Consider the following 19251-nt stretch of genomic DNA (forward strand, 5'->3'; position numbering starts at 1 on the left):
CCCACTCCAGCGAACTACCGTAACCCCACGGATCATCGACCGTGACCACCTCGCCGTACCGGTAACTCTTGAAGACGTTCCAGATGAACGGCAACGTCGAAGCGCCCAGGATGAAGGCGCCGATGGTCGAAATCGTGTTCAGCATCGTGAACCCGTCGGTGGGCAGGTAGTCGGCGTACCGGCGCGGCATGCCCTCCGCACCCAGCCAGTGCTGCACCAGGAAGGTGGTGTGGAAGCCGACCATGGTCGCCCAGAAGTGCCACTTGCCCAGGCGCTCGTCCATCATGCGGCCGGTCATCTTGGGGAACCAGAAGTAGATGCCCGCGAAGGTAGCGAACACGATGGTGCCGAACAGGACGTAGTGGAAGTGCGCGACGACGAAATACGAGTCGGAGACGTGGAAGTCCAGCGGCGGGCTGGCCAGGATGACACCCGACAGGCCACCGAACAGGAAGGTGACCAGGAAGCCGACGGAGAACAGCATCGGCGACTCGAAGGTCAACTGCCCCTTCCACATCGTGCCGATCCAGTTGAAGAACTTCACCCCCGTCGGCACGGCGATGAGGAACGTCATGAACGAGAAGAACGGCAGCAGCACCGCACCGGTCGCGTACATGTGGTGCGCCCACACCGCGATCGACAGCGCGGCGATGCCCAGCGTGGCGTAGACCAGCGTGGTGTACCCGAAGATCGGCTTGCGGCTGAACACCGGGAAGATCTCGGACACGATGCCGAAGAACGGCAGCGCGATGATGTACACCTCGGGATGACCGAAGTACCAGAACAGATGCTGATAGAGCAGCGCACCGCCATTGGCCGGGTCGTAGATATGGCCGCCCAGGTGGCGGTCGTAGGCCAGCGCCATCAGCGCGGCGGTCAGGATCGGGAAGGCCAGCAGCACAAGGACGCTGGTGACGGCGATGTTCCAGGTGAAGATCGGCATCCGGAACAGCGTCATACCCGGGCAGCGCAGGCAGACCACGGTGGTCAGCATGTTGACGCCACCGAGGATGGTGCCCAGACCGGACACGGCCAGACCCATGATCCACAGATCGGCGCCGACGCCGGGCGCGTGCACGATGTCCGACAGCGGGGTGTAGGCGGTCCAGCCGAAGTCGGCGGCGCCGCCCGGGGTGATGAAGCCCGCGGTGGCCATGGTGGCGCCGAACAGGTACAGCCAGTAGCTGAAGGCGTTCAGGCGCGGGAACGCCACATCGGGTGCGCCGATCTGGAGCGGCAACACGATGTTGGCGAAGCCGAACACGATCGCGGTCGCGTAGAACAGCAGCATGATCGTGCCGTGCATGGTGAACAGCTGGTTGAACTGCTCGGGAGACAGGAACTGCAGGCCCGGACGCGCCAGCTCGCCACGCATCAGCAGCGCCATCACGCCGCCGATCATGAAGAACGACATCGCCGTCACCAGGTACATGACACCGAGCACCTTGGGGTCGGTGGTGGTGACCGCCTTGTAGACGAACGACCCCTTCGGCCCCAGACGTGGTGGGTACGGCCGAGTCGCTTCCAACTTCGGGACTGGCTGGGGCTCTACAGCAGTCACTGATCCTCCATTAGGTATGGCCTTGTAGCTGGTTGTCTCTCGACAATGCGCTACGACGCATCGTAAACCGTGCTGTCACAGGGCATCGCGCCCGGTCCTACTCTCTGTCGTAATCGACTGGTCGCGGTGTCGTCGTTGGGGCCGCGCGGGTGGTCTGTGTACCCTTCCCGCATGCCGGTGAGCGAGGTCGACTCCCCCCGAAACGCCATTGCGCGCAACCACCGCCACGCTTGGAGTTTGCGCGCGGGTAGCTTGGCGGCGGCCGCCGCGGTGACGCTCCTGACGGGCTGCGCCCAGGGGACCCACGACGACGCCAGCATCGTGCGCACCACCACCAATATCGCCGGGGCCGCCGTGGTCGGCATCGAACGCGACACCCGCACCGCCTGCGCGCTGCCGTCCGCGCCGGACCGGACATCCGGAATCCGCAGCGTGACCCAGCCGTCGGGCACGACACAGGTGCCCGCGGATCCGCAGCGCATCGTCGTCCTCGACACCGCGGCGCTCGACGCCGTGTGCGCGCTGGGACTGTGGGAGCGGGTGGTCGGCGCGGCGACTGCGGCCGGGCCGACCCCGCAGCCCGCCTACATGGGCACCGGCATTCAAAAGATCCCGAGCGTCGGCGGCATCGGCGCGCCCGACGTCGGGGCGATCACGGCGCTGCACCCGGATCTGATTCTCGGCGCGGCCGGGACCGGCAACGCCGACGCGCTGCGCCAGGTCGCGCCGACCGTCACCGCCGGTGCGGGCAGCTGGGAGGCGGTCTTCAGCGCCTACGCCGACGCCCTCGGACGCGGCAACGCCGGAGCGAAGGTGCTCGAGGACTACCTGACCGCGGCCCGAGAGACCGGCACGGCGATCGGAGCAAATCTCTCGCAGGCCTCGGTCATCCGCTTCACCGCCGACGACATCCAGGTGCTGGGCGACGACACCTTCGCCGCGGGGGTGCTCGCCGACGCGGGCGTGCAGCGGCCGACCGCGCAGCGCGGCGCGTCGTTCACCGTCGGCGAGCTCGACGAACCCGCCGAACGCAACAAGCTCGAGGGCGACATCATCTATCTGATGTTCGACGGCCCCGACGGCGAGCGCCACGGCAAGAAGGTGATGGACGGCAAGTACTGGGAGAAGCTTGGCGCCGTCGTCGACCGCCGCGAATTCGCCGTCGAGGACCCGATCTGGCACGGCACCGGCGTCACCGCGGCCCGGGCGATCCTCACCGACCTGCAGAAGACGCTCAACGGGTACGTCACCGACTGAGCCGCTACCGGCGCGCACCGCCCGCCGGCGAACTCTTCCGCGGCCGCAGCGCGTAGGCGGGCACGAGCTGGTCGGTCAGATGCAGCGCCGGACGCCCGTCGGCGTACGGGACCGAGAAATTGACCCGGCCCAGCCAGTCCCCGTTGAGGGTCGGCACCCAATGCGTGAGCGTGCCGGGCCGCTCGCCGGTCATGTCCAGCCCGGCGCCGTTGACGTGGCGCGGCATCCCCGGATCGCGGAGCAGGATCGCGTCCAGCCGGACCCACACCGGGCGCGGCGGATAGGTGAGCGCCCGGTAGTAGTAGCCGGTCTCGTTCGGGTATTGCAGCTCGGGCTCCGTGCCTTCGGTCCGAGGTAACTCACCATCCTCGTTCGAACGCATATTCGAATACTAACCCGAGGTTCATGACACGTCTTACGATGGTCCGGATTCGCCGAAACGGCTGGTCGAGGTGGGTCAGCGGGCCTGGATGAGGGCATGTTCGCCATTGGTGCGCCAGGGGCGGCCGGTCGCGTCGAGGTCGGCCACCCGGTCCGCGGGCAGGCCGGCGACAACGTCGGACTTCAGGGTGCGCAGTGCGGTGACCGGGGACGGGAAGTAGGCGGTGAGGTCGGCGAAGGAGGCGGTCGGCGGTCGGTCGCGGTCGCCGAGCAGGCGACGGTAGTTCAAATCGCCCTTGAGGATCGTCATCGCCGCGCAGGCGAACTCGACCGACAGGTCTTCGGGCAGTTCATGGAATGGCAAAGGCGCGCAGAAGAATTCGTGGGTGCGGGGCACCAGGCGGCCCTCGTTCATCGCCAGCCACAGCCGCTCCCCCACCTCGCGGGCCGCGGGTGTGGCGCTCTCGCGCAGGACACGCAGCGCGGCCGACAGGTCGGCCGTGGTCGCGTCGGAGACGTAGTACGGCTGGGGCTTGAGGTAGATCGTCACCCGGGCGGCCGCGCCGCTGGTGAGCAGGTAGTCGACGAGAATCAGATCGGGCAGGAGTTCGCGACCGGCGTTGTCGGCGATCAGGCAGACGTCGGGGTCCGTGGCGGCGGCCAGCGTCGTCCACAGCACGGGACTGTCGTCGACCAGCAGCCGATCGTCGCGGGCGCCCGAACCGGCGACCAGCTGGAATCCGAGGTCGGCCTGGTTGCCCCACAGCGCGGAGACCAGCAGGGCATCGCGCTTCTTCTCGTCCGGCACCTCCGTCAGGTCGGCGAGCGCGCGCAGTTCGTCGGCGATGGCCGGGCTCGTCAGCTCCGCGGCTTTGGTCGGCCCGAAGGGATCGATACCGCGCCACACACCCGGCCCGAAATACCCGACCGCCTCCAGCAGCCGCCGGTAGAAGTAGCTCTCGGCCCACAGGAAAGAGGCCTCACCCCATGGCTTGCCCCACAGGTCCCGCCCCCACTCCGCCCACCGCGGACCGTCGGCGGCGTCGGTCCGCAGCGGCTCGATCACCCCCGCGACGCTCTCGGCCAGCAACTTCCGCAGCGCCGTCTGTTCGGCCTGCCCGTACGGGTGAGCATCGATCACCCGCTCGATCAGCTTCGGATGGCGCTCGTGGAACACGCTGTAGGGAAACGAGCCCGGAACTCCCGCGAGAATCGGCGCATCGGTCATCCCTCGATACTGTCCTACCGGCTGCCGCCCGGTCTACGCGGACACGATCCGCGCGGAGGTGGCGAGAATTGCCGTATGGCCGCGAATCGTGTCCGCTCAGGCCGGGCCACCGGCAGTCGCTTGGTCGAAAGTTGGCCCGGCGGTCGCCCACCGTTCAAATTTCGTTGCGCCGGCTCGAGCAAGGTGCTGAGGCATGACTGATCATCGCCCGCGTCCCGGTTTCTCCCGGCGGACACTGCTGCGTTCCGGCGCGGTAGGGCTGGTCGCGGCGCCGGCGCTGGTGGCGTGCTCGGACGGCCCCGGGCTGGTGCGGGAGCGGCCGAGCCTCACGCACGGTGTGGCGGTGGGCGATCCCCGCGGCGACGGTGCGCTGATCTGGGCCCGGTCGGACCGACCGGCGAAGCTGATCGTGGAGACATCGGCGACCGAATCCTTCACCGACACAAGGCGTTTCGAAGGACCGCTGCTCACTCCCGCGACCGACGGCACCGGTCGCCTGCGCCTGGCCGGGCTGCCCGCCGGACAGCAGGTCCACTACCGGGTGACCCTCGAAGGCGACAACGGCGCCACCTCGGAGGCGGTGACGGGCGTCTTCCGCACCGTGCCCGCCACCGCCTCGGATCTGCGGCTGCTGTGGTCCGGCGACGTCGTCGGCCAGGGTTGGGGCAGCAACCCGGACCTCGGCGGCATGCGGATCTTCTCGGCCATGGCCGCCCGCGACCCGCACCTGTTCCTGCACTCCGGCGACGCCGTCTACGCCGACGGCCCCCTGCAGGAGACGGTGAAACTACCCGACGGCCGCATCTGGCGCAATGTGGTGACCGCGCCGAAAAGCGCTGTGGCACAGACCCTCGAACAGTTCCGCGGCCAGTACGCCTACAACCTGCTCGACGAGAACTACCGGCGCTTCAACGCCGCGGTGGCCCAGATCGTGCAGTGGGACGACCACGAGACGGTCAACAACTGGTATCCCGGCGGGCAGGTCGCCGCGACGAAGGGCTACACCGAGCGCAGCATGGACGTGCTCGCCCAGCGGTCCTGGCAGGCCTTCCGCGAGTGGATGCCACTGGATCCGGCCGAGGCCGCGGACGGCCGCCTCTACCGCAAGATCGCTTACGGACCGTTGCTGGACGTGTTCGTCCTCGATATGCGCACCTACAAGGACACCAACAACGCCGACCGCGCCCCGGACGGAAAGATCTTCGGCCCCGAGCAAACCCGATGGCTGATCGACGGACTGCGAGATTCCCGCGCCACCTGGAAGATCGTCGCCAACGACCTGCCACTGGGCCTGGTGGTCAAGGACGGCGAGCAGCCGGACACCGCGGCCTTCGAGGGTCCGGCCAACGCCGATCCGGGCGCTCCCGCGGGCCGCGAGACCGAGATCGCCCGGGTGCTGTCGTCGATCAAGGCGAACAAGGTCACCAACGTGGTGTGGCTGACCGCGGACGTCCATTACACCGCGGCACACCACTATTCGCCGGAGCGCGCCGCGTTCACCGACTTCGACCCGTTCTGGGAGTTCGTGTCGGGACCGCTCAACGCGGGCGCCTTCGGCCCCAACGACCTCGACGGAACCTTCGGCCCCACAGCGGTTTTCGTGCACGCCCCGCCGGTCCAGAACTCCTCGCCGCTGGACGGGTACCAGCATTTCGGCGAGGTCCGCATCGACGGCGCCAGCCGTGAACTGACAGTCGATCTCCGGAATGCCGCCGGTGCGTCGCTGTTCACCCAGCGCCTCGCGCCGAGGTAGTCGCCGCGCCCCCACGGAACCGATTGCCGCCGAACGCCGTCTAATCCCCCAGAAGTCCGACAGCACATCGATCGAATTCAGCGCGAGCCGAATGGGGAGTGACATCATGAGCTTCGACGACAGCCCTGCCGAGTCCATCGAACAGCTGCGGCGGCGGATCGCCGACGCTCTGGACCGGCACGACGAGATCCGCGCCGCGCTGCCCGATGTCATCGCACAGCTGGGCGCCTACCGATCGACGGTGTCCTCGCCGGACGGTTCGGTGGATGTGACGGTCAACGCCGCGGGATCCGTGGTCGATGTCCGCCTGGCAAGGGATGCTTTCCGCACCGGGAGCCCGGACTCGTTGAGCCGCAGCATCGCCGACACCACCCACCGGGCGGCGCACGAAGCCCTCCGATACGTTGCGGAGATCACCGCGGTCCTGGCCGATTCCGCCGAATCCCTCACCGAACTGCCCGATCCGATACCGAATGCGAGCCTGCGCGACCTCCGAGAATCGTTGTGGCAGTTATCCTCACCGCAACCCGACCGGACCGGCTCGTAAGCATGGCGGCGCGTCATGGGCGAGTCGTTGCATGTCGATCCCGGGGGCCTGCGAGCGCACGGGGCCGCATTCCTGGATGCCGCCGACCGGGCACAACAGATATTCGACCGGCTCACCGACGCTCTGACCGAGGCGGGGCCGTGCTGGGGTGACGACGAACCGGGAAAACAGTTCGCCATGAACTACACACCGGACGCCGATCGCACCGTCTCCGGGTTCCGCGAGGTCATGCGGGCGCTGCGCGACCTGGGCGACGCTGTCACCGGCGCCTCGGGCAGGTACGACGACCAGGACGTGGATGCCGCGAGCCGAATAGCCGCGACGGGCGAGGTGTCGGGCCGCAGGCGCGACGACGAACCGCCGCCTCGATATCGGACGGACACGGCAATCGAACCCGCCGCCGACCCGGCCGGAACGGACGATCCAGACGCGCCTGGCACGCGCGACGGCACCGACACGACGGTGACCGAAGGCACGCCGCCCCGGCCCGCCGACGAAACTCGTTGCGACCGTTCGGAATCCCCTTCTGCGGCGGCTTCTCCCCAGGCTGCCACCGCGGCGGCCGGGCCCGAAACCCGAAACCCACCATCAGCTCCGAGGCCGCGAACTCCCACACCGACTCCCGGCGTCGAGGAACCGACAGCCCTCAGTGACCGCCCGCCGCAGGTCGCGCCACCGCCGGTGCGAGCGACTACGCGAGTTCCGGGCGACGAGCAGGCCCGCGGAGGCGGTGCGGCAGGCACCCCGTGGTCTCGTCTTTCGGGCACGTCCACCACTCCCTGGTCGGGGCCCGAGGGTCAGCCGCGTCCGTCGTCCCGCCCGCCGGCGGGGCGTGCCCACCGGGCCGAACGCACACGCCGGGCCCGCGCCGCCGTATCCACCAGCCGAGACCCACGGGTACTGATCGCCGAGTCGCTGGCCGCGCGACGAGGGATCGCGGTCACGGGCTTCGACGCACCACACGTCGACGAAGCCGCGGTCCGGCAGTTCGCGGCGGCCGTCGACGACCTGCTCGACGCGTTTCCCACGCTCGGTCTCCGTGCCGTTCGCATCGCCGAACTCGAGGAGCCGGATGTGGTGCTGGCCGTGTGCAACTCGACGGATATCGAGACGATCGTGCTCAACCGCAGGTGGGCCGCCGACCCGGAGCGACTCTCCGCGGTCAGCACGAATCCGGGGCCGGTCTATGACGCGGTCGTGCACGAAGTCGGCCGCGCCGCAGTCGATCTGGCGGTCCGGTCCGCCACGGAAACACGAAAACGGTGACACGAGGTAAAAGAACCCGATGAGTTCGCTGCCGGAGGGTCTGCTGTCGAACACGGCGACCGAACTCGCTATCGGCCACTGGGCCGAGGGCGACGAGTACCTGCTGGGCCAGGTCAGCGAGGCCTGGTCGACCGCGGCGAAGGACTCCCGGGACCTGGCCGATCACATCGACACACTGAGCCGTTCGACCTCATCGAATCTGGACAGTGCCGCCGGAAGCAAGCTGGCCGAGGCCTCGACCGCGCTCGCGGACGGCATGCGCCAGCTCGCGAGCACCTGCGAATCGCTCGGAGCGCAGGTCACGGACGGGCAACGCGAAGTCCAACTGTGCCATCACATCGTCACCCTCACCGCTATCACTCTCGCGGCTCAGCTCGCTGTGGATCTGGCCTTGTCGCTGTCGGGAGTCGGCGCGGTCAAGGCCATCGCCGAGCAGCAAGCGGCACGGCGGACAATGCAGGCCGCATGGCGCGCGCTGGTCGAGAAACTCGCGGGAGACGGCGCCGCAGCCGCAGCCGCCCGGCGGGCGATGATTCTCGGCGGCGGGCAGGGGCTCGTCGTGGACGGTGGGGCACAGCTGTGGCAGGTGCTCGCCGACCACACCAGAACGGTAGGCCAGATCGACTGGAACTCGATCGCGAAGTCGACGACGCTCGGTGTAGGGGGCGGATGGGCCGGGTACAAGGCCGGTGGCCGGGCGTCGCAGTGGGCCGCCGACCGCCTCGGCGCCAATCGCTTGGCCAGGCGTGTCCGGTTGCCCGGCACATCACTACTGTTCGCCCCCGCGCAACTGCAAGCGAACCTCCTCGGCCTCGGAGCGGGCGGCGTCGCGGGCGGCGCCCTCGGCGGCGCCGGCGCCTACGGCTGGGAACGCTTCATCAACGGCGCCTCGGGCGTAAGTCTCTGGGAGACGGTCAAATCCGGTGCCGCGACCGGTGCGGCGAGCGCGGTGCTCGGCGCCGGCAGCGTCTTCGTCCATGCCGCCCGGCCGAGTCCGCCACAGCCGGGATCCACGTCGACACACGGTCAGGATCTGAGAACGCGCCTCACCGAACTGTCGACCGAGGCCCTCGACAGCCCCGCCTTCCACCGGTTCGTGGCGGAAAACGATCTCTCCCCGGCAGATCCCGCGTTCGAGAACAACGACCACGTCCATGCGGTGCACGAGATCAACAGAGTGATCGCACGCGACGTCGGGCCCGAATTCGACACCGGCAGATCCGAACAGAGTCTCGGAATGCGGCATGAGGACGCGGAGACCTCCCCGCTGCGGGACCACGACGAGCCCGCGCCGCCGACCCGCGATTCGCCGACCGACCACTCGGCCGACGCATCCGAGCGAACGCGAGCAGAGCTGTACAACACACTGAATGCAGCGGAATACCACGGAATCACCGACCCCCGTGCTGCCGAGACCCCGGTAGAAGTTCTCGGCAGGCAGCGCAGGGCCGCTCTCGAAGCCTGGACGGACGCACTCCCACGACTGCGCGGCGAACTCGCCGCCGATCCGGACTTCCCGGGACACCGGGAACTGCTCGCCCGGATCGAGGAGTACGAACGCAGCAATTCCGATTATTCGGTCCGGCGGAACGAAGTACAGAACGATCTTATCTCGGACGTCCGCCTCGGTATGCATATACCCGATCCGTCCTATACTCCGGCCGACGCACAAATTGTCCGTAACATACTGCTGGAGGCGCAGCGCGGCACAGTGACAGCGGACGAGTTCTTCCGTGCGCTCCAGCACGTGACGGCACAGCGCGAATACCGGCACCTCAACTTCCAAATTGGCGGAGCCAAATGGGCCGCGGAAAGAACCGCGGACGCCAAGAAACTTTTGACGGAAAGCCTCGGCCGCTACCTGGAGAACAATCCGGCATTCACCCGAATCGACTTCAGCACGCAGAGACCGACCCTGCATCCCGCCCATCAAGCACACACAGCCGCTGCCCTGGAGACTGCGGCCGCGCACAATCCCGCCGAACTCGGTCGCCGGATCACCCGGACCATGTCCGACGCCGGACTAGCCTATGGCAGCATCGCTGGTCCGCGTCTGATTCACCCCCCACCGGACGCCGCCGAAACCGGCAATGTGCCCCGCTTCCACGCTCATGCCGACCACGCCATCGAATCCCTTGTGGAGCGTATCCGGCAATCAGGGGTCAGCACCTGGTCCCCGGACCCATACCACTCCAGCATCAGCGATGCCTATACCCTCTCCCGAGTCTTGGCCCGTTTGGAGCTCGAATCGTTCGGCCCGGTACGCGCGCTCGACGGCGACTACCTCGAAAGCGTCCTCCTGAGCAACCCGCGGCAGATCATCATCGCGTCCGCGCCTTCCCTCGACGGTGGCCCATGGCACCCGGACGACGTGGTCGGTTACTGCGAATACGAGGTAGGCCATCAGGACCATGGATATGTCGTTCCCCCGGACGAGGGCTATGTCAGCGGGATCTGTGTGGCGTCCGCGTGCCGCGGCCTGGGCATCTCACGCAAACTCATCGAGCAGACGTTCTGGAAGCTGTTCGTCGACCACGACATGTCCAGGGTGGTGATGACGATGCGACCGAACAATACGGAAATGCGATCGCTGGTCGAATCCATGGGCCTGCGGATCAGCCGCCGGCTCGACGGTGACATCTACGGTGACGGCCAGCCCCGCGTGGAGATGGCGTTGACGCCGGAGTCCTGGATCGCCTACCTCCGATCCAGGAACAGGCCCCTGCCGCCGGGCGCGTGGCCGGGAAAGCCCGACGAACAGCCGTGATTCAGAAGTCCCAGTCCTCGTCCTGGGTGTTCACGGCCTTGCCGATCACGTAGCTGGAGCCCGAGCCGGAGAAGAAGTCGTGGTTCTCGTCGGCGTTGGGCGACAGCGCGGAGAGGATGGCGGGGTTGACCTCGGTCTCGTCCTTGGGGAACAGGCCCTCGTAGCCGAGATTCATCAGCGCTTTGTTGGCGTTGTAGCGCAGGAACTTCTTGACGTCTTCGGTCAGGCCGACCTCGTCGTAGAGGTCCTGGGTGTACTCGACCTCGTTCTCGTACAGCTCGAACAGCAGCTCGAAGGTGTAGTTCTTCAGCTCGTCCTGCTCGGCCTGCGACAGTTGCTCAAGGCCCTTCTGATACTTGTACCCGATGTAATACCCGTGCACGGCCTCGTCGCGGATGATCAGGCGGATCAGATCGGCGGTGTTGGTGAGCTTGGCGCGCGAGGACCAGTACATCGGCAGGTAGAAGCCGGAGTAGAACAGGAAGCTCTCCAGCAGCGTGGACGCCACCTTGCGCTTGAGCGGGTCGTCGCCCCGGTAGTAGTCGAGCACGATCTCGGCCTTGCGCTGCAGGTTGCGATTCTCCTCCGACCAGCGGAAGGCGTCATCGATCTCGCGGGTGGAGCACAGCGTGGAGAAGATCGAGCTGTAGCTCTTGGCGTGCACCGACTCCATGAAGGCGATGTTGGTGAGCACCGCCTCCTCGTGCGGAGTCAGCGCGTCCGGGATCAGGCTCACCGCGCCGACCGTGCCCTGGATGGTGTCCAGCAGCGTCAGACCGGTGAAAACCCGCATGGTCAGCTGCTTTTCGTGCGGGGTCAACGTGGCCCACGACGGGATGTCGTTGGACACCGGAACCTTCTCCGGCAACCAGAAGTTGCCGACCAATCGGTCCCAGACCTCGGCATCCTTCTCGTCGGGCACCCGATTCCAGTTGATCGCAGACACTCGGTCGATCAGCTTCACGCGCCGCTCACTCACCCTTCTCACATCGCCGGACCGCGGGGATTTCCCTCGCCCTGGAACACTACTACTGGGGTACCGAAACAACATGTAACACAAGAACTTGTGTCTTGTGCTGTACAGCACGTCCACCGCGAGTACACGGCAACCCAGCCCCGGCCGCACCGTCCGGAGTCCCCGTGCCCGCAGTTTGCCAGATCCCCTTGCCGCCCGGCCGGACCGCCACACTCTGCCTCCTCACCCTCGCTGCGACACTGCTCTGCCACAAGAATGAAATCAGCGATATGAGACACGGCCTCTCCTAAAGGCATCTCTATCCGCACCATTGGGAACACGGTCGGAATCCAGAAAGCTAGTCTCGGCCGGCGGAATCTGCAGAGCTGTCGACTGCGTCCAGCGAAGCACGTGGGGCCGCGCGGAATCGGATGACAGATCAACCAATAGTCGGGAGGACATTGATGGCTGCGTCTGTAGAGCCAGAGAGTGATTGCATCGTCATTACGGGAATCGGTGTGGAGGCTCCCGGGGGCATAGACGATTCGCTATCCCTCTGGGAGGCGCTGGCCGTGGGGCGTGAGTTGACCGGTCCGTTTCCGCGTGACCGAGGATGGCCACTCGACGGAGTCGGTGCGGCAACAGCCAAGAGCACCGTGGTGCCGGATATGGGTGGATTCCTCTCCGAGGCAACAAGATTCGACCCCGAGTTCTTCGGGATCAGGTTGTCGGAGGCGCGGGTTGCGATGGACCCGCAGCAGTGGGTGGCGCTCCGGGTCGCGTGGCGGGCGCTGGAGAATGCGGGTGTCAATCCAGGCAAACTGGAGGGCGAGGCTTGTGGCTCCTTCGTCGGAGCGTCATATAACGAGCATCAGGGTCGTTCAGGAATGACACTCGCGGCAATTTCTGGCCGAATTTCGCACTGCCTGGGTTTGTACGGTCCCGCGATCAGCGTGGACACGGCATGTGCATCTGGTTTGACCGCCTTGCATTTGGCTACTGCGGCAATCCGAGACGGTGATTGTGAGTGGGCGTTGGCGGGTGCTGTCTGCGTGATGGGCGAGCCGTCGGCATTTTTCGAGTCTGCGAAGGTGAACGGGCTGGCTACCGATGGCCACTGCCGATCATTCGCGGAGGGGGCGTCGGGAACTGTATGGGCTGAAGGCGCGGCAGTAGTGGTTCTCGAGCGTGAATCCCGCGCCCGGCAGTTGGGGCATCGGGTGTACGGAAGAATCTTGGCTTCGCAGGTCAACCATAACGGCAGTGGTCGGCGGATCATTCTGCCCAGTGCCACGGCACAGGAGCGGCTGATCCGCCAGACCGTCGAGCGGGCCGGAATCGGAATTGACGACGTGGGACTTGTCGAGGGGCATGGCGCGGCCACCCGAGCCGGAGACAGTGTCGAGATCTCGGCATTGCAGAAAACATACGGATCGGCGCGGCACCACCATCGTGGTGGCCCAGTTCTCGGCTCGGTGAAATCCAATCTCGGCCATACGCAAGCCGCGGCGGGCATGCTCGGGCTGGTCAAGATGCTGTTGTGTGGTGCGCGGGGCCGAATCGCGCCGAGCGTATTCTCCGAAACCCCGACCACGAAGGTGGACTGGACCAACAGCAGCCTGCGCTTGGCGTCGGAGCTCGAGTCCTGGGAACCTCACGGCGGCCTTCGGTACGGAGCCGTCTCATCGTTCGGGCTGGCCGGAACCAACGCGCACCTGCTCCTCGCCATGCCCGAAATGGAACAGTGAATCGGCTCGGTTTCCTTCCGTGCCGTCAGATTCCCAGCACGACCTTGGCGGTCGTGAAATAGATGACCAGCCCCGTCGCATCGACGAGGGTTGTCACCATGGGTGCGGAGATGACCGCCGGATCGATGCGCAGCTTCTTGGCCAGCAGCGGCATGGTGCCGCCGATGGTGGCCGCCCAGCCACAGATGATGATCAGCGTAATGCCCACGACCAGGGCGATATCGGCGCTGACGAACACCCCGCCGATCACCATGCCGACGGCGGCCAGCATCGACCCCAGCACCAGCCCGACCCGGCATTCCCGCCAGATCACCCGCAGCAGATCCGATACCCGCACCTCGCCGACGGCCAGGGCGCGCACGCACGAGGTCGCCGCCTGCGCCCCCGCGTTGCCGCCCGCCCCGATGAGTAGCGGGATGAACAGCGCCAAGTGCGCGGCCTGGGCCAGCGTGGCCTCGAAAGCGTCGGTCACCGAGACCGTCAGCGTCGCCGCGACCAGCAGCAACAGCAACCACATCGCGCGGTAGCGGGCCAGCTGGAAGACCCCCGCGGCCATGTAGTGACCGGCCCACGGCGCGGCGCCGGCCTGGCGCGCCACATCCTCGCTGTCGGCCGCCTCGATGACCTCCACCGCGTCGTCGATGGTCAGCAGCCCGACCAGGCGGTCCTCGCTGTCGACCACCGACAGGTTGATCAGATTCGTCTCGCGCATCAGCCGCGCGGCCTTCTCCGCCGAATCGGTAGCGCGCGCGAACACCGGCTCGGTCACCACCAGATCCGACACCATCGCCTCGGGCGCGCTGAGTACCAGCTCCCGCAGCTCGACAATGCCGATCAGCCGACGGCCCAGGTCGACCACCGGCAGCGTGTACACCGTCTCGGCGCCAACGCCTTTCACCCGGACCATCTGCAACGCCTGCGCGACGGTCAGCTGCCGCGGCAGCGCGACCACCTCCGGCGTCATGTACCGGCCGACGGAACCCTCCGGGTAGCCGAGCAGCGCGGCGGTCATGCGGCGCTCGTGCGGGCTCAGCCCGGCCAGCACCTTCTTGGCGACCTTGGCCGGGGCCTCGCGCAGCATGCGGGCGCGATCGTCGGGATCCATCTCCTCGACGAGTTCACGGAAGGCCTGACCGCGCAGCCCGGACAGGATCTGCTGCTGGTCGACCGGCTCGAGTTCCTCGAACACCGCGAGCGCCCGGTCCTTGTCGAGCAGCCGGAAAGCCAGCCCGGCCGGGACCGCGTCCATGCGGGCGAGCTGATCGGCGATCAGGTGCGGGGCATGCTCGTCCAGCCACGCCTGGGTGGCCTCGACGCGGCCGCAGTCGACGACGTCCTGCAGGGACTCGGCGCGCGGGGTCTCGGTCTCATGGGTTTCGGCGGGGTCGGCTGCGGTGGTTGCGGGGGCAGCGACGGACAGATCGGTCAGCGACATGGCAGAACCTCGGCACAACGGCATGCATCACTACGGCATGGAGCGGAAAGGAAGACACCGGATCACACCGCGGGGCGCCACCCCGGACTGCCGTCGAATTACCGGCTGAACATCTGGGCGACGCCGCGCGGCCTTCGACTGGGAGGTTCACTACGCATAGCAACCCACCTCCTCGATCGATACCGCTGTCGTCGTGTGCGCCGTCCGCCCTTAGACGAACGCAGCCACCGACGGCTTTTCCGCCGATGACGCAAAGCATTCCACAGCAGGATACGCGCCCGTCCAGTTCGACGCGCCATCAGGGGACACAACATGTCGGCGCGTCGAGATTCCAGGCGTTTCCGCGCGAATTTCCGATGTGCCGGCGCGCGCACCGAACCCGCGTTCGGCGGCTGCTCGACGAACTCGGCCGGTCCCCGGGACACGTCGCGACGCCTCGAACCTTGGCGGCGGGTGGCGCGCGCCGGTAATCTCCGGATGTCTCGAAACCGGTTGTCCCGGTGGGCAACACGAATCAACTCGGGGGACGCGTGCAAGAAATCTTCAATTCCGTCGCCGCTCTGCTGTGGCCGGTGCTGTTCCTGATCGCCCTGCTGATGTTCCGCGGTCCGGTCGGGCGGGTGATCCGTTCGGCCGAGCGCCGGGAGTTCACGCTGAACGTCGGTGGTCAGGAGATCAGCATGAAGCAGCTCAGCGAGCAGCAGGACGACATGATCGCCGACCTGCAGGCGCAACTGAGCCGGTTGACCAGGGAATTGGAGAGCGTGCGTGGGCGGTCCTCCGCATCCTTCGCGTGGTCGCCCCCGGCCGGGCCCTCCGCCTCGGGACCCGCGCCGTATGCGTACGGGATGCCGGGCGACGCCTCCTCGAACGAGCAATCCGGGGCGGGACCCAACCCGTACGGCTTCGAGAAACCGGCCGACGCGGTGCCGTGGTCAGGCGAGGGACCTTCCGACGAGGTTGGAACGCCACCTGTCGAGCCCGATGCCCAGTCCAGGCCGGATGCCGATGCCGATGCCGATGCCGATGCCGACCGTACCGAGCCGCCCGACAACCACGTGGCCGATTCGACCGGAACCCCCGGACGCCGGAAACTGCGCAAACGCCGACTCACCGGCCCCGACGGCCGTCCCGGCGCCCAAGCCGGAAATCCGCCGCACACCACCGAGTTCCGCCCGGCCGAACCATCCACCGATCCACAATCCGGTCAGGCCGCCGACCCATCGAGCAGCACCACCCAGTGGTGGACAATCCCGCCCCGGGACCACCGCCCGATCGAACGCACCACGGCCGCACTCCTGTGGGTCGACGACAACCCGCAGAACAATGCCCTCATCGTAGACCGCTTGAAACGCAACGGAATTCGCGTCGACCTCGCCCGAACCACCGACGAGGCCCTCACCCTCCTGGACAAGCGCCGCACCTACGGCGCCATCGTGTCGGACTGGGGCCGAACCGAAAAAGGCACCCGCATCTCCAACGCCGGCCGCCGATTCGCCGAGTCCGCCCGCGAACGCGGCATCGACGCCCCCATCATCATCTACACCAGCATGTTCGGCCCCGCAGACACCCGCCGCGAGGAAGCCCTCCAAGCCGGAGCCACCTTCGTCACCGGATCCACCACCCAACTCCTAGGAGAACTGACCACCCTCGGCCTCCTCCCCGCGTGAAGCACGCGACTACAACATGCAGCTGACGCAACCATCGATTCGGGTGGAAACCGTCAGTGCCACAAAGGTGTTCATGCCGTGTCGAGTCACCGGATCGGAGCCGACGGCACTGTGAGGTACAACGGTGGCGCAAAGTTCCGCGGTCGATGGCGGCTCAGGTAGTCCCGTAGCGCCTCGGTCGCCAACGGATCCGTCGCACCCACCAACTCGGCAATTCGCCGGATCGTGAGCGCATCGACACCGCGCGCGACAGCGCTTACCGCATGCCGATCGATGTAGTTCAGCACATCCTGCGCGGGCATCCGCGATACCAGTCGCCTCTCCGCTTTCTCGCGCTCGATATCGATGTCGCTGTAACCGCGACGAACGCGCAGTATTGTCTCGATCTCGCCAAGCGACGACGTCTCCGTCAACAGCGACGCCAGCGACGCCTCGGACGCCGAGGTAGCAGGCACTTGGACTACACGAGTCGAAAGATCGGTCACATCGATGACCGCACCGCGCTGCGTTTCGACCAATCCACGCCAGCCGATCGCCGCAGCGGCAAGAAGGGCGTTCGCTTCGGATGGATGCCACGACCAAACCGGAATCAGCCGACGCGCGTGTGAGGCCGTCAGATCCACGACATGTTCCGCACCCAGCACCGTCAGGCGATCCTCGACCTGCTCGCGAGCCAGCTCGCCGTCGAGCCCGGCTCCAGCTACCAGCACACGTGCAGGCATACCTGTCGACACCGCTGCCGCCAGCGCAGCGGAGTCAGCCAGCGGACTCCGCAGCTCCGGCTCGTGCCCCACAGCGACGATGTCGCCACCGACGTCGATTACGAGCACCTCCTCCACACCGAAAACTGTTGCAGCTCTTCGGATCTGACGCGCCAGGTCCCGCACGCCTCCGTCGAGGTCCATGAGCAACAGTGGAACGTCCAGATGTCCGGCGAGGCGCGGCAGCGTCGACAATCCGATTCGCAGGCCGCTCGACGGCGACACCTGCCACACACCACCACGGTCGACCAGTCCGGCGAAATCGCTACGCGACCTGGGACCAGGCGTAGGGTCGACCATCAGCCGATCCCACGAGTAACTCATGATCGCCGCCACCTCACCCGGTAACGCGGAGCCGAGAAGCGCAGCCGTGACGGCATCACCGCCTCCACCGGCCGCTACCGCAATCGCTGTCATTCTCGATCAGCCGCCCAACGCGCGATCTCTACACTGGCTAGTGGCATATGGTACTCGAGTAGAGGATATAGATTTGCCCGAGATCGAAGAGGTGCTTCCGAAGTATCTCCAAATTGCTGGCTACCTGCGCGATCAGATCATCCGAGGCGACTTGGAGCCCGGCGCTGAAGTGCCCTCGGAACGGGAACTCGCGACGGCGTGGAACGTAGCCCGGCCGACCGCAAGCAAGGCCCTGCAAGCTCTGCGCCAGCAAGGACTGGTCGAATCACGGCGCGGATCGGGCACCTACGTCCGCCAACCGAATGCGGCGCCGCGTGCACGAGAGCGATACGCACGCGCCGCGATGGCGGGAACGATGTACTCCGACGCCGAGCACATCGAGTTCCCAGTGGTCGCTATCGTCGACGCGCCCGCTCACGTCACTTCCGCACTCGGGCTGGAAGCGAACGCACGTGTCATCCAGCGCCAGCGGATCATTCGCAACGAGAAGACCGGGCCGACCGAATTGTCGACCTCATGGTTCCCGGCGTCACTGGCCGATGTGGCACCCCGGCTGCTGGTGGCCGAGCGAATTCGAGGTGGCACTCTGCCGTACCTCGCGGAAGCGCTCGATGTGCGACTCGCATATGCGCGAGACCAAGTGTGCGCACGACTCGCCACCGAGGAGGAGCGCACGGCGCTCGGACTCCCCGATGCGTCGCCGGCGCTGGTGTACTGGCTGACCATGTATGCCTCGAACGATCAACCGGTCCAATTCGACGAGGCCGTGTATCCACCCGAACGCTGGGCGTTCCGCCTCGAGTATCCGATCGATTTCTGACCCTCCCCCTCTCCCTCCGGAAAGTTTCCACACTTGCACGAGTGGACTAGGCCACTTGATGTAGAAGTGGCATAGTCCAGTCATCAGAATCGAGCAGCGGCCCGACTGGGCTCGTCACGAACGGAAACGCACCATGGAAGACGAAACGAAAACACCGGAACAGCTTGCGATCTGCTTTCTCCGGCCGGACCTCTCGGCCGACACGGTCGCGGACAAGCGCGACATGCGCGACCTCGGCGAGCGGCTCGGCTACACGGTCGGCGAGATTGTCGAGATCGAACCTCGCCGTGAAGGACCTTGGGCCACAGTAGGTAGCGCAATCGCCCACACCGGCGCCGCCGCCGTGATCGTGCCCGACCTCGAGCACGTTGACGGGATTGATCGACATATCCGTGACCAAGCGAAGCTGATCACCGCCGAAGGTGAGCGTATCCTCGAACGCACCGGTTTGCGCGACGCCTTCAACGCCGCCGCAGCAGGTATCAGCGCGACCTCGCCACAACATGGCGACCATGGATCTATGCGCCCGAACCGAGCGCTCCGCTCGCGCACAAGCGGCCCTGATGCGCCCCCGCCCAACGGCATTCGGGTGGGTCGATCCCGAAATCTGCACCGCACCGACCTGGGACCAAGCTCGGATCCAACGGCTCGCCCGGCACCTCGGCTACCTGATCATCTGGCCGGA

15 protein-coding genes are annotated in these 19251 nt (G+C 66.7%); 8 read left to right on the forward strand and 7 right to left on the reverse strand.

Annotated elements, in window-relative coordinates:
* A partial coding sequence (gene ctaD, locus QH470_RS21570; RefSeq protein WP_280274157.1) for an aa3-type cytochrome oxidase subunit I occupies positions 1-1561 on the reverse strand: 1561 nt, incomplete at its 3' end.
* A gap of 171 nt (positions 1562-1732) precedes the next feature.
* Here ctaD and QH470_RS21575 point away from each other — a divergent pair.
* Entirely contained in the window at positions 1733-2818 is a 1086-nt protein-coding gene (locus tag QH470_RS21575) for an ABC transporter substrate-binding protein (RefSeq protein ID WP_280274158.1), read from the forward strand.
* A gap of 4 nt (positions 2819-2822) precedes the next feature.
* Here the strand turns inward: QH470_RS21575 and QH470_RS21580 are convergent, their stop codons facing one another.
* Together QH470_RS21580 and QH470_RS21585 are read right to left on the reverse strand one after the other, a co-directional pair.
* The gene (locus QH470_RS21580; protein ID WP_280274159.1) at positions 2823-3200 is read right to left on the reverse strand and encodes a hypothetical protein; all 378 of its coding nucleotides are present in this window, start codon (positions 3198-3200) and stop codon (positions 2823-2825) included.
* Between the two features lie 75 nt (positions 3201-3275).
* On the reverse strand, positions 3276-4427 hold the full coding sequence (locus QH470_RS21585; RefSeq protein ID WP_280274160.1) for a damage-control phosphatase ARMT1 family protein: 1152 nt from the start codon (positions 4425-4427) through the stop codon (positions 3276-3278).
* A gap of 193 nt (positions 4428-4620) precedes the next feature.
* Here QH470_RS21585 and QH470_RS21590 point away from each other — a divergent pair, with 193 nt between their 5' ends.
* The 4 genes from QH470_RS21590 to QH470_RS21605 all read left to right on the forward strand — a co-directional run bounded on the left by QH470_RS21590 (position 4621) and on the right by QH470_RS21605 (position 10760).
* Positions 4621-6180 (forward strand): alkaline phosphatase D family protein, encoded by a 1560-nt coding sequence (locus tag QH470_RS21590; protein WP_280274161.1) that lies wholly within the window; start codon positions 4621-4623, stop codon positions 6178-6180.
* Positions 6181-6286: 106 nt separating this feature from the next.
* Positions 6287-6727: a YbaB/EbfC family nucleoid-associated protein gene (locus QH470_RS21595; RefSeq protein ID WP_280274162.1), complete on the forward strand. Its 441-nt coding sequence runs from the start codon at positions 6287-6289 to the stop codon at positions 6725-6727.
* A 15-nt stretch (positions 6728-6742) separates the two neighbouring features.
* The gene (locus QH470_RS21600; RefSeq protein ID WP_280274163.1) at positions 6743-7993 is read left to right on the forward strand and encodes a WXG100 family type VII secretion target; all 1251 of its coding nucleotides are present in this window, start codon (positions 6743-6745) and stop codon (positions 7991-7993) included.
* Positions 7994-8012: 19 nt separating this feature from the next.
* Positions 8013-10760 (forward strand): GNAT family N-acetyltransferase, encoded by a 2748-nt coding sequence (locus QH470_RS21605; RefSeq protein ID WP_280274164.1) that lies wholly within the window; start codon positions 8013-8015, stop codon positions 10758-10760.
* Position 10761: 1 nt separating this feature from the next.
* On the opposite strand, the gene nrdF is transcribed toward QH470_RS21605, so the two are convergent.
* Entirely contained in the window at positions 10762-11724 is a 963-nt protein-coding gene (nrdF, locus tag QH470_RS21610) for a class 1b ribonucleoside-diphosphate reductase subunit beta (protein WP_280274190.1), read from the reverse strand.
* A gap of 455 nt (positions 11725-12179) precedes the next feature.
* Between nrdF and QH470_RS21615 the strand changes: the two genes are divergently transcribed.
* Positions 12180-13463: a beta-ketoacyl [acyl carrier protein] synthase domain-containing protein gene (locus QH470_RS21615; RefSeq protein WP_280274165.1), complete on the forward strand. Its 1284-nt coding sequence runs from the start codon at positions 12180-12182 to the stop codon at positions 13461-13463.
* A gap of 25 nt (positions 13464-13488) precedes the next feature.
* On the opposite strand, the gene mgtE is transcribed toward QH470_RS21615, so the two are convergent.
* The gene (gene mgtE / locus QH470_RS21620) at positions 13489-14898 is read right to left on the reverse strand and encodes a magnesium transporter (RefSeq protein WP_280274166.1); all 1410 of its coding nucleotides are present in this window, start codon (positions 14896-14898) and stop codon (positions 13489-13491) included.
* Positions 14899-15428: 530 nt separating this feature from the next.
* Between mgtE and QH470_RS21625 the strand changes: the two genes are divergently transcribed.
* Positions 15429-16568: a response regulator transcription factor gene (locus tag QH470_RS21625; RefSeq protein WP_280274167.1), complete on the forward strand. Its 1140-nt coding sequence runs from the start codon at positions 15429-15431 to the stop codon at positions 16566-16568.
* An 86-nt stretch (positions 16569-16654) separates the two neighbouring features.
* Here QH470_RS21625 and QH470_RS21630 read toward each other — a convergent pair whose 3' ends face one another.
* Positions 16655-17746 carry a DUF1152 domain-containing protein gene (locus tag QH470_RS21630; RefSeq protein ID WP_280274168.1) on the reverse strand — a complete coding sequence of 364 codons (1092 nt, stop codon included), beginning with the start codon at positions 17744-17746 and terminating at the stop codon, positions 16655-16657.
* Positions 17747-17819: 73 nt separating this feature from the next.
* Here QH470_RS21630 and QH470_RS21635 point away from each other — a divergent pair, with 73 nt between their 5' ends.
* Complete coding sequence (locus QH470_RS21635) at positions 17820-18566, forward strand: GntR family transcriptional regulator (protein ID WP_280274169.1); 747 nt, start codon at positions 17820-17822, stop codon at positions 18564-18566.
* Between the two features lie 46 nt (positions 18567-18612).
* Here QH470_RS21635 and QH470_RS21640 read toward each other — a convergent pair whose 3' ends face one another.
* Positions 18613-19080, reverse strand: coding sequence for a hypothetical protein (locus tag QH470_RS21640; RefSeq protein WP_280274170.1), 468 nt, complete (start codon positions 19078-19080; stop codon positions 18613-18615).
* Positions 19081-19251 lie beyond the last annotated feature (171 nt).

The sequence above is a fragment of the Nocardia wallacei genome, assembly GCF_029868745.1.
Classification (GTDB): Bacteria; Actinomycetota; Actinomycetes; order Mycobacteriales; family Mycobacteriaceae; genus Nocardia; species Nocardia wallacei_B.

Bases quoted from the DNA above. Each gene is read 5' to 3' on its own strand.
- QH470_RS21595 (WP_280274162.1), top strand. From the start codon at position 6,287: ATGAGCTTCGACGACAGCCCTGCCGAGTCCATCGAACAGCTGCGGCGG.
- QH470_RS21575 (WP_280274158.1), top strand. From the start codon at position 1,733: ATGCCGGTGAGCGAGGTCGACTCCCCCCGAAACGCCATTGCGCGCAAC.
- QH470_RS21615 (WP_280274165.1), top strand. From the start codon at position 12,180: ATGGCTGCGTCTGTAGAGCCAGAGAGTGATTGCATCGTCATTACGGGA.
- QH470_RS21600 (WP_280274163.1), top strand. From the start codon at position 6,743: ATGGGCGAGTCGTTGCATGTCGATCCCGGGGGCCTGCGAGCGCACGGG.
- mgtE (WP_280274166.1), bottom strand. From the start codon at position 14,898: ATGTCGCTGACCGATCTGTCCGTCGCTGCCCCCGCAACCACCGCAGCC.
- QH470_RS21580 (WP_280274159.1), bottom strand. From the start codon at position 3,200: ATGCGTTCGAACGAGGATGGTGAGTTACCTCGGACCGAAGGCACGGAG.
- QH470_RS21605 (WP_280274164.1), top strand. From the start codon at position 8,013: ATGAGTTCGCTGCCGGAGGGTCTGCTGTCGAACACGGCGACCGAACTC.
- QH470_RS21630 (WP_280274168.1), bottom strand. From the start codon at position 17,746: ATGACAGCGATTGCGGTAGCGGCCGGTGGAGGCGGTGATGCCGTCACG.
- QH470_RS21585 (WP_280274160.1), bottom strand. From the start codon at position 4,427: ATGACCGATGCGCCGATTCTCGCGGGAGTTCCGGGCTCGTTTCCCTAC.
- QH470_RS21640 (WP_280274170.1), bottom strand. From the start codon at position 19,080: ATGGTCGCCATGTTGTGGCGAGGTCGCGCTGATACCTGCTGCGGCGGC.
- QH470_RS21590 (WP_280274161.1), top strand. From the start codon at position 4,621: ATGACTGATCATCGCCCGCGTCCCGGTTTCTCCCGGCGGACACTGCTG.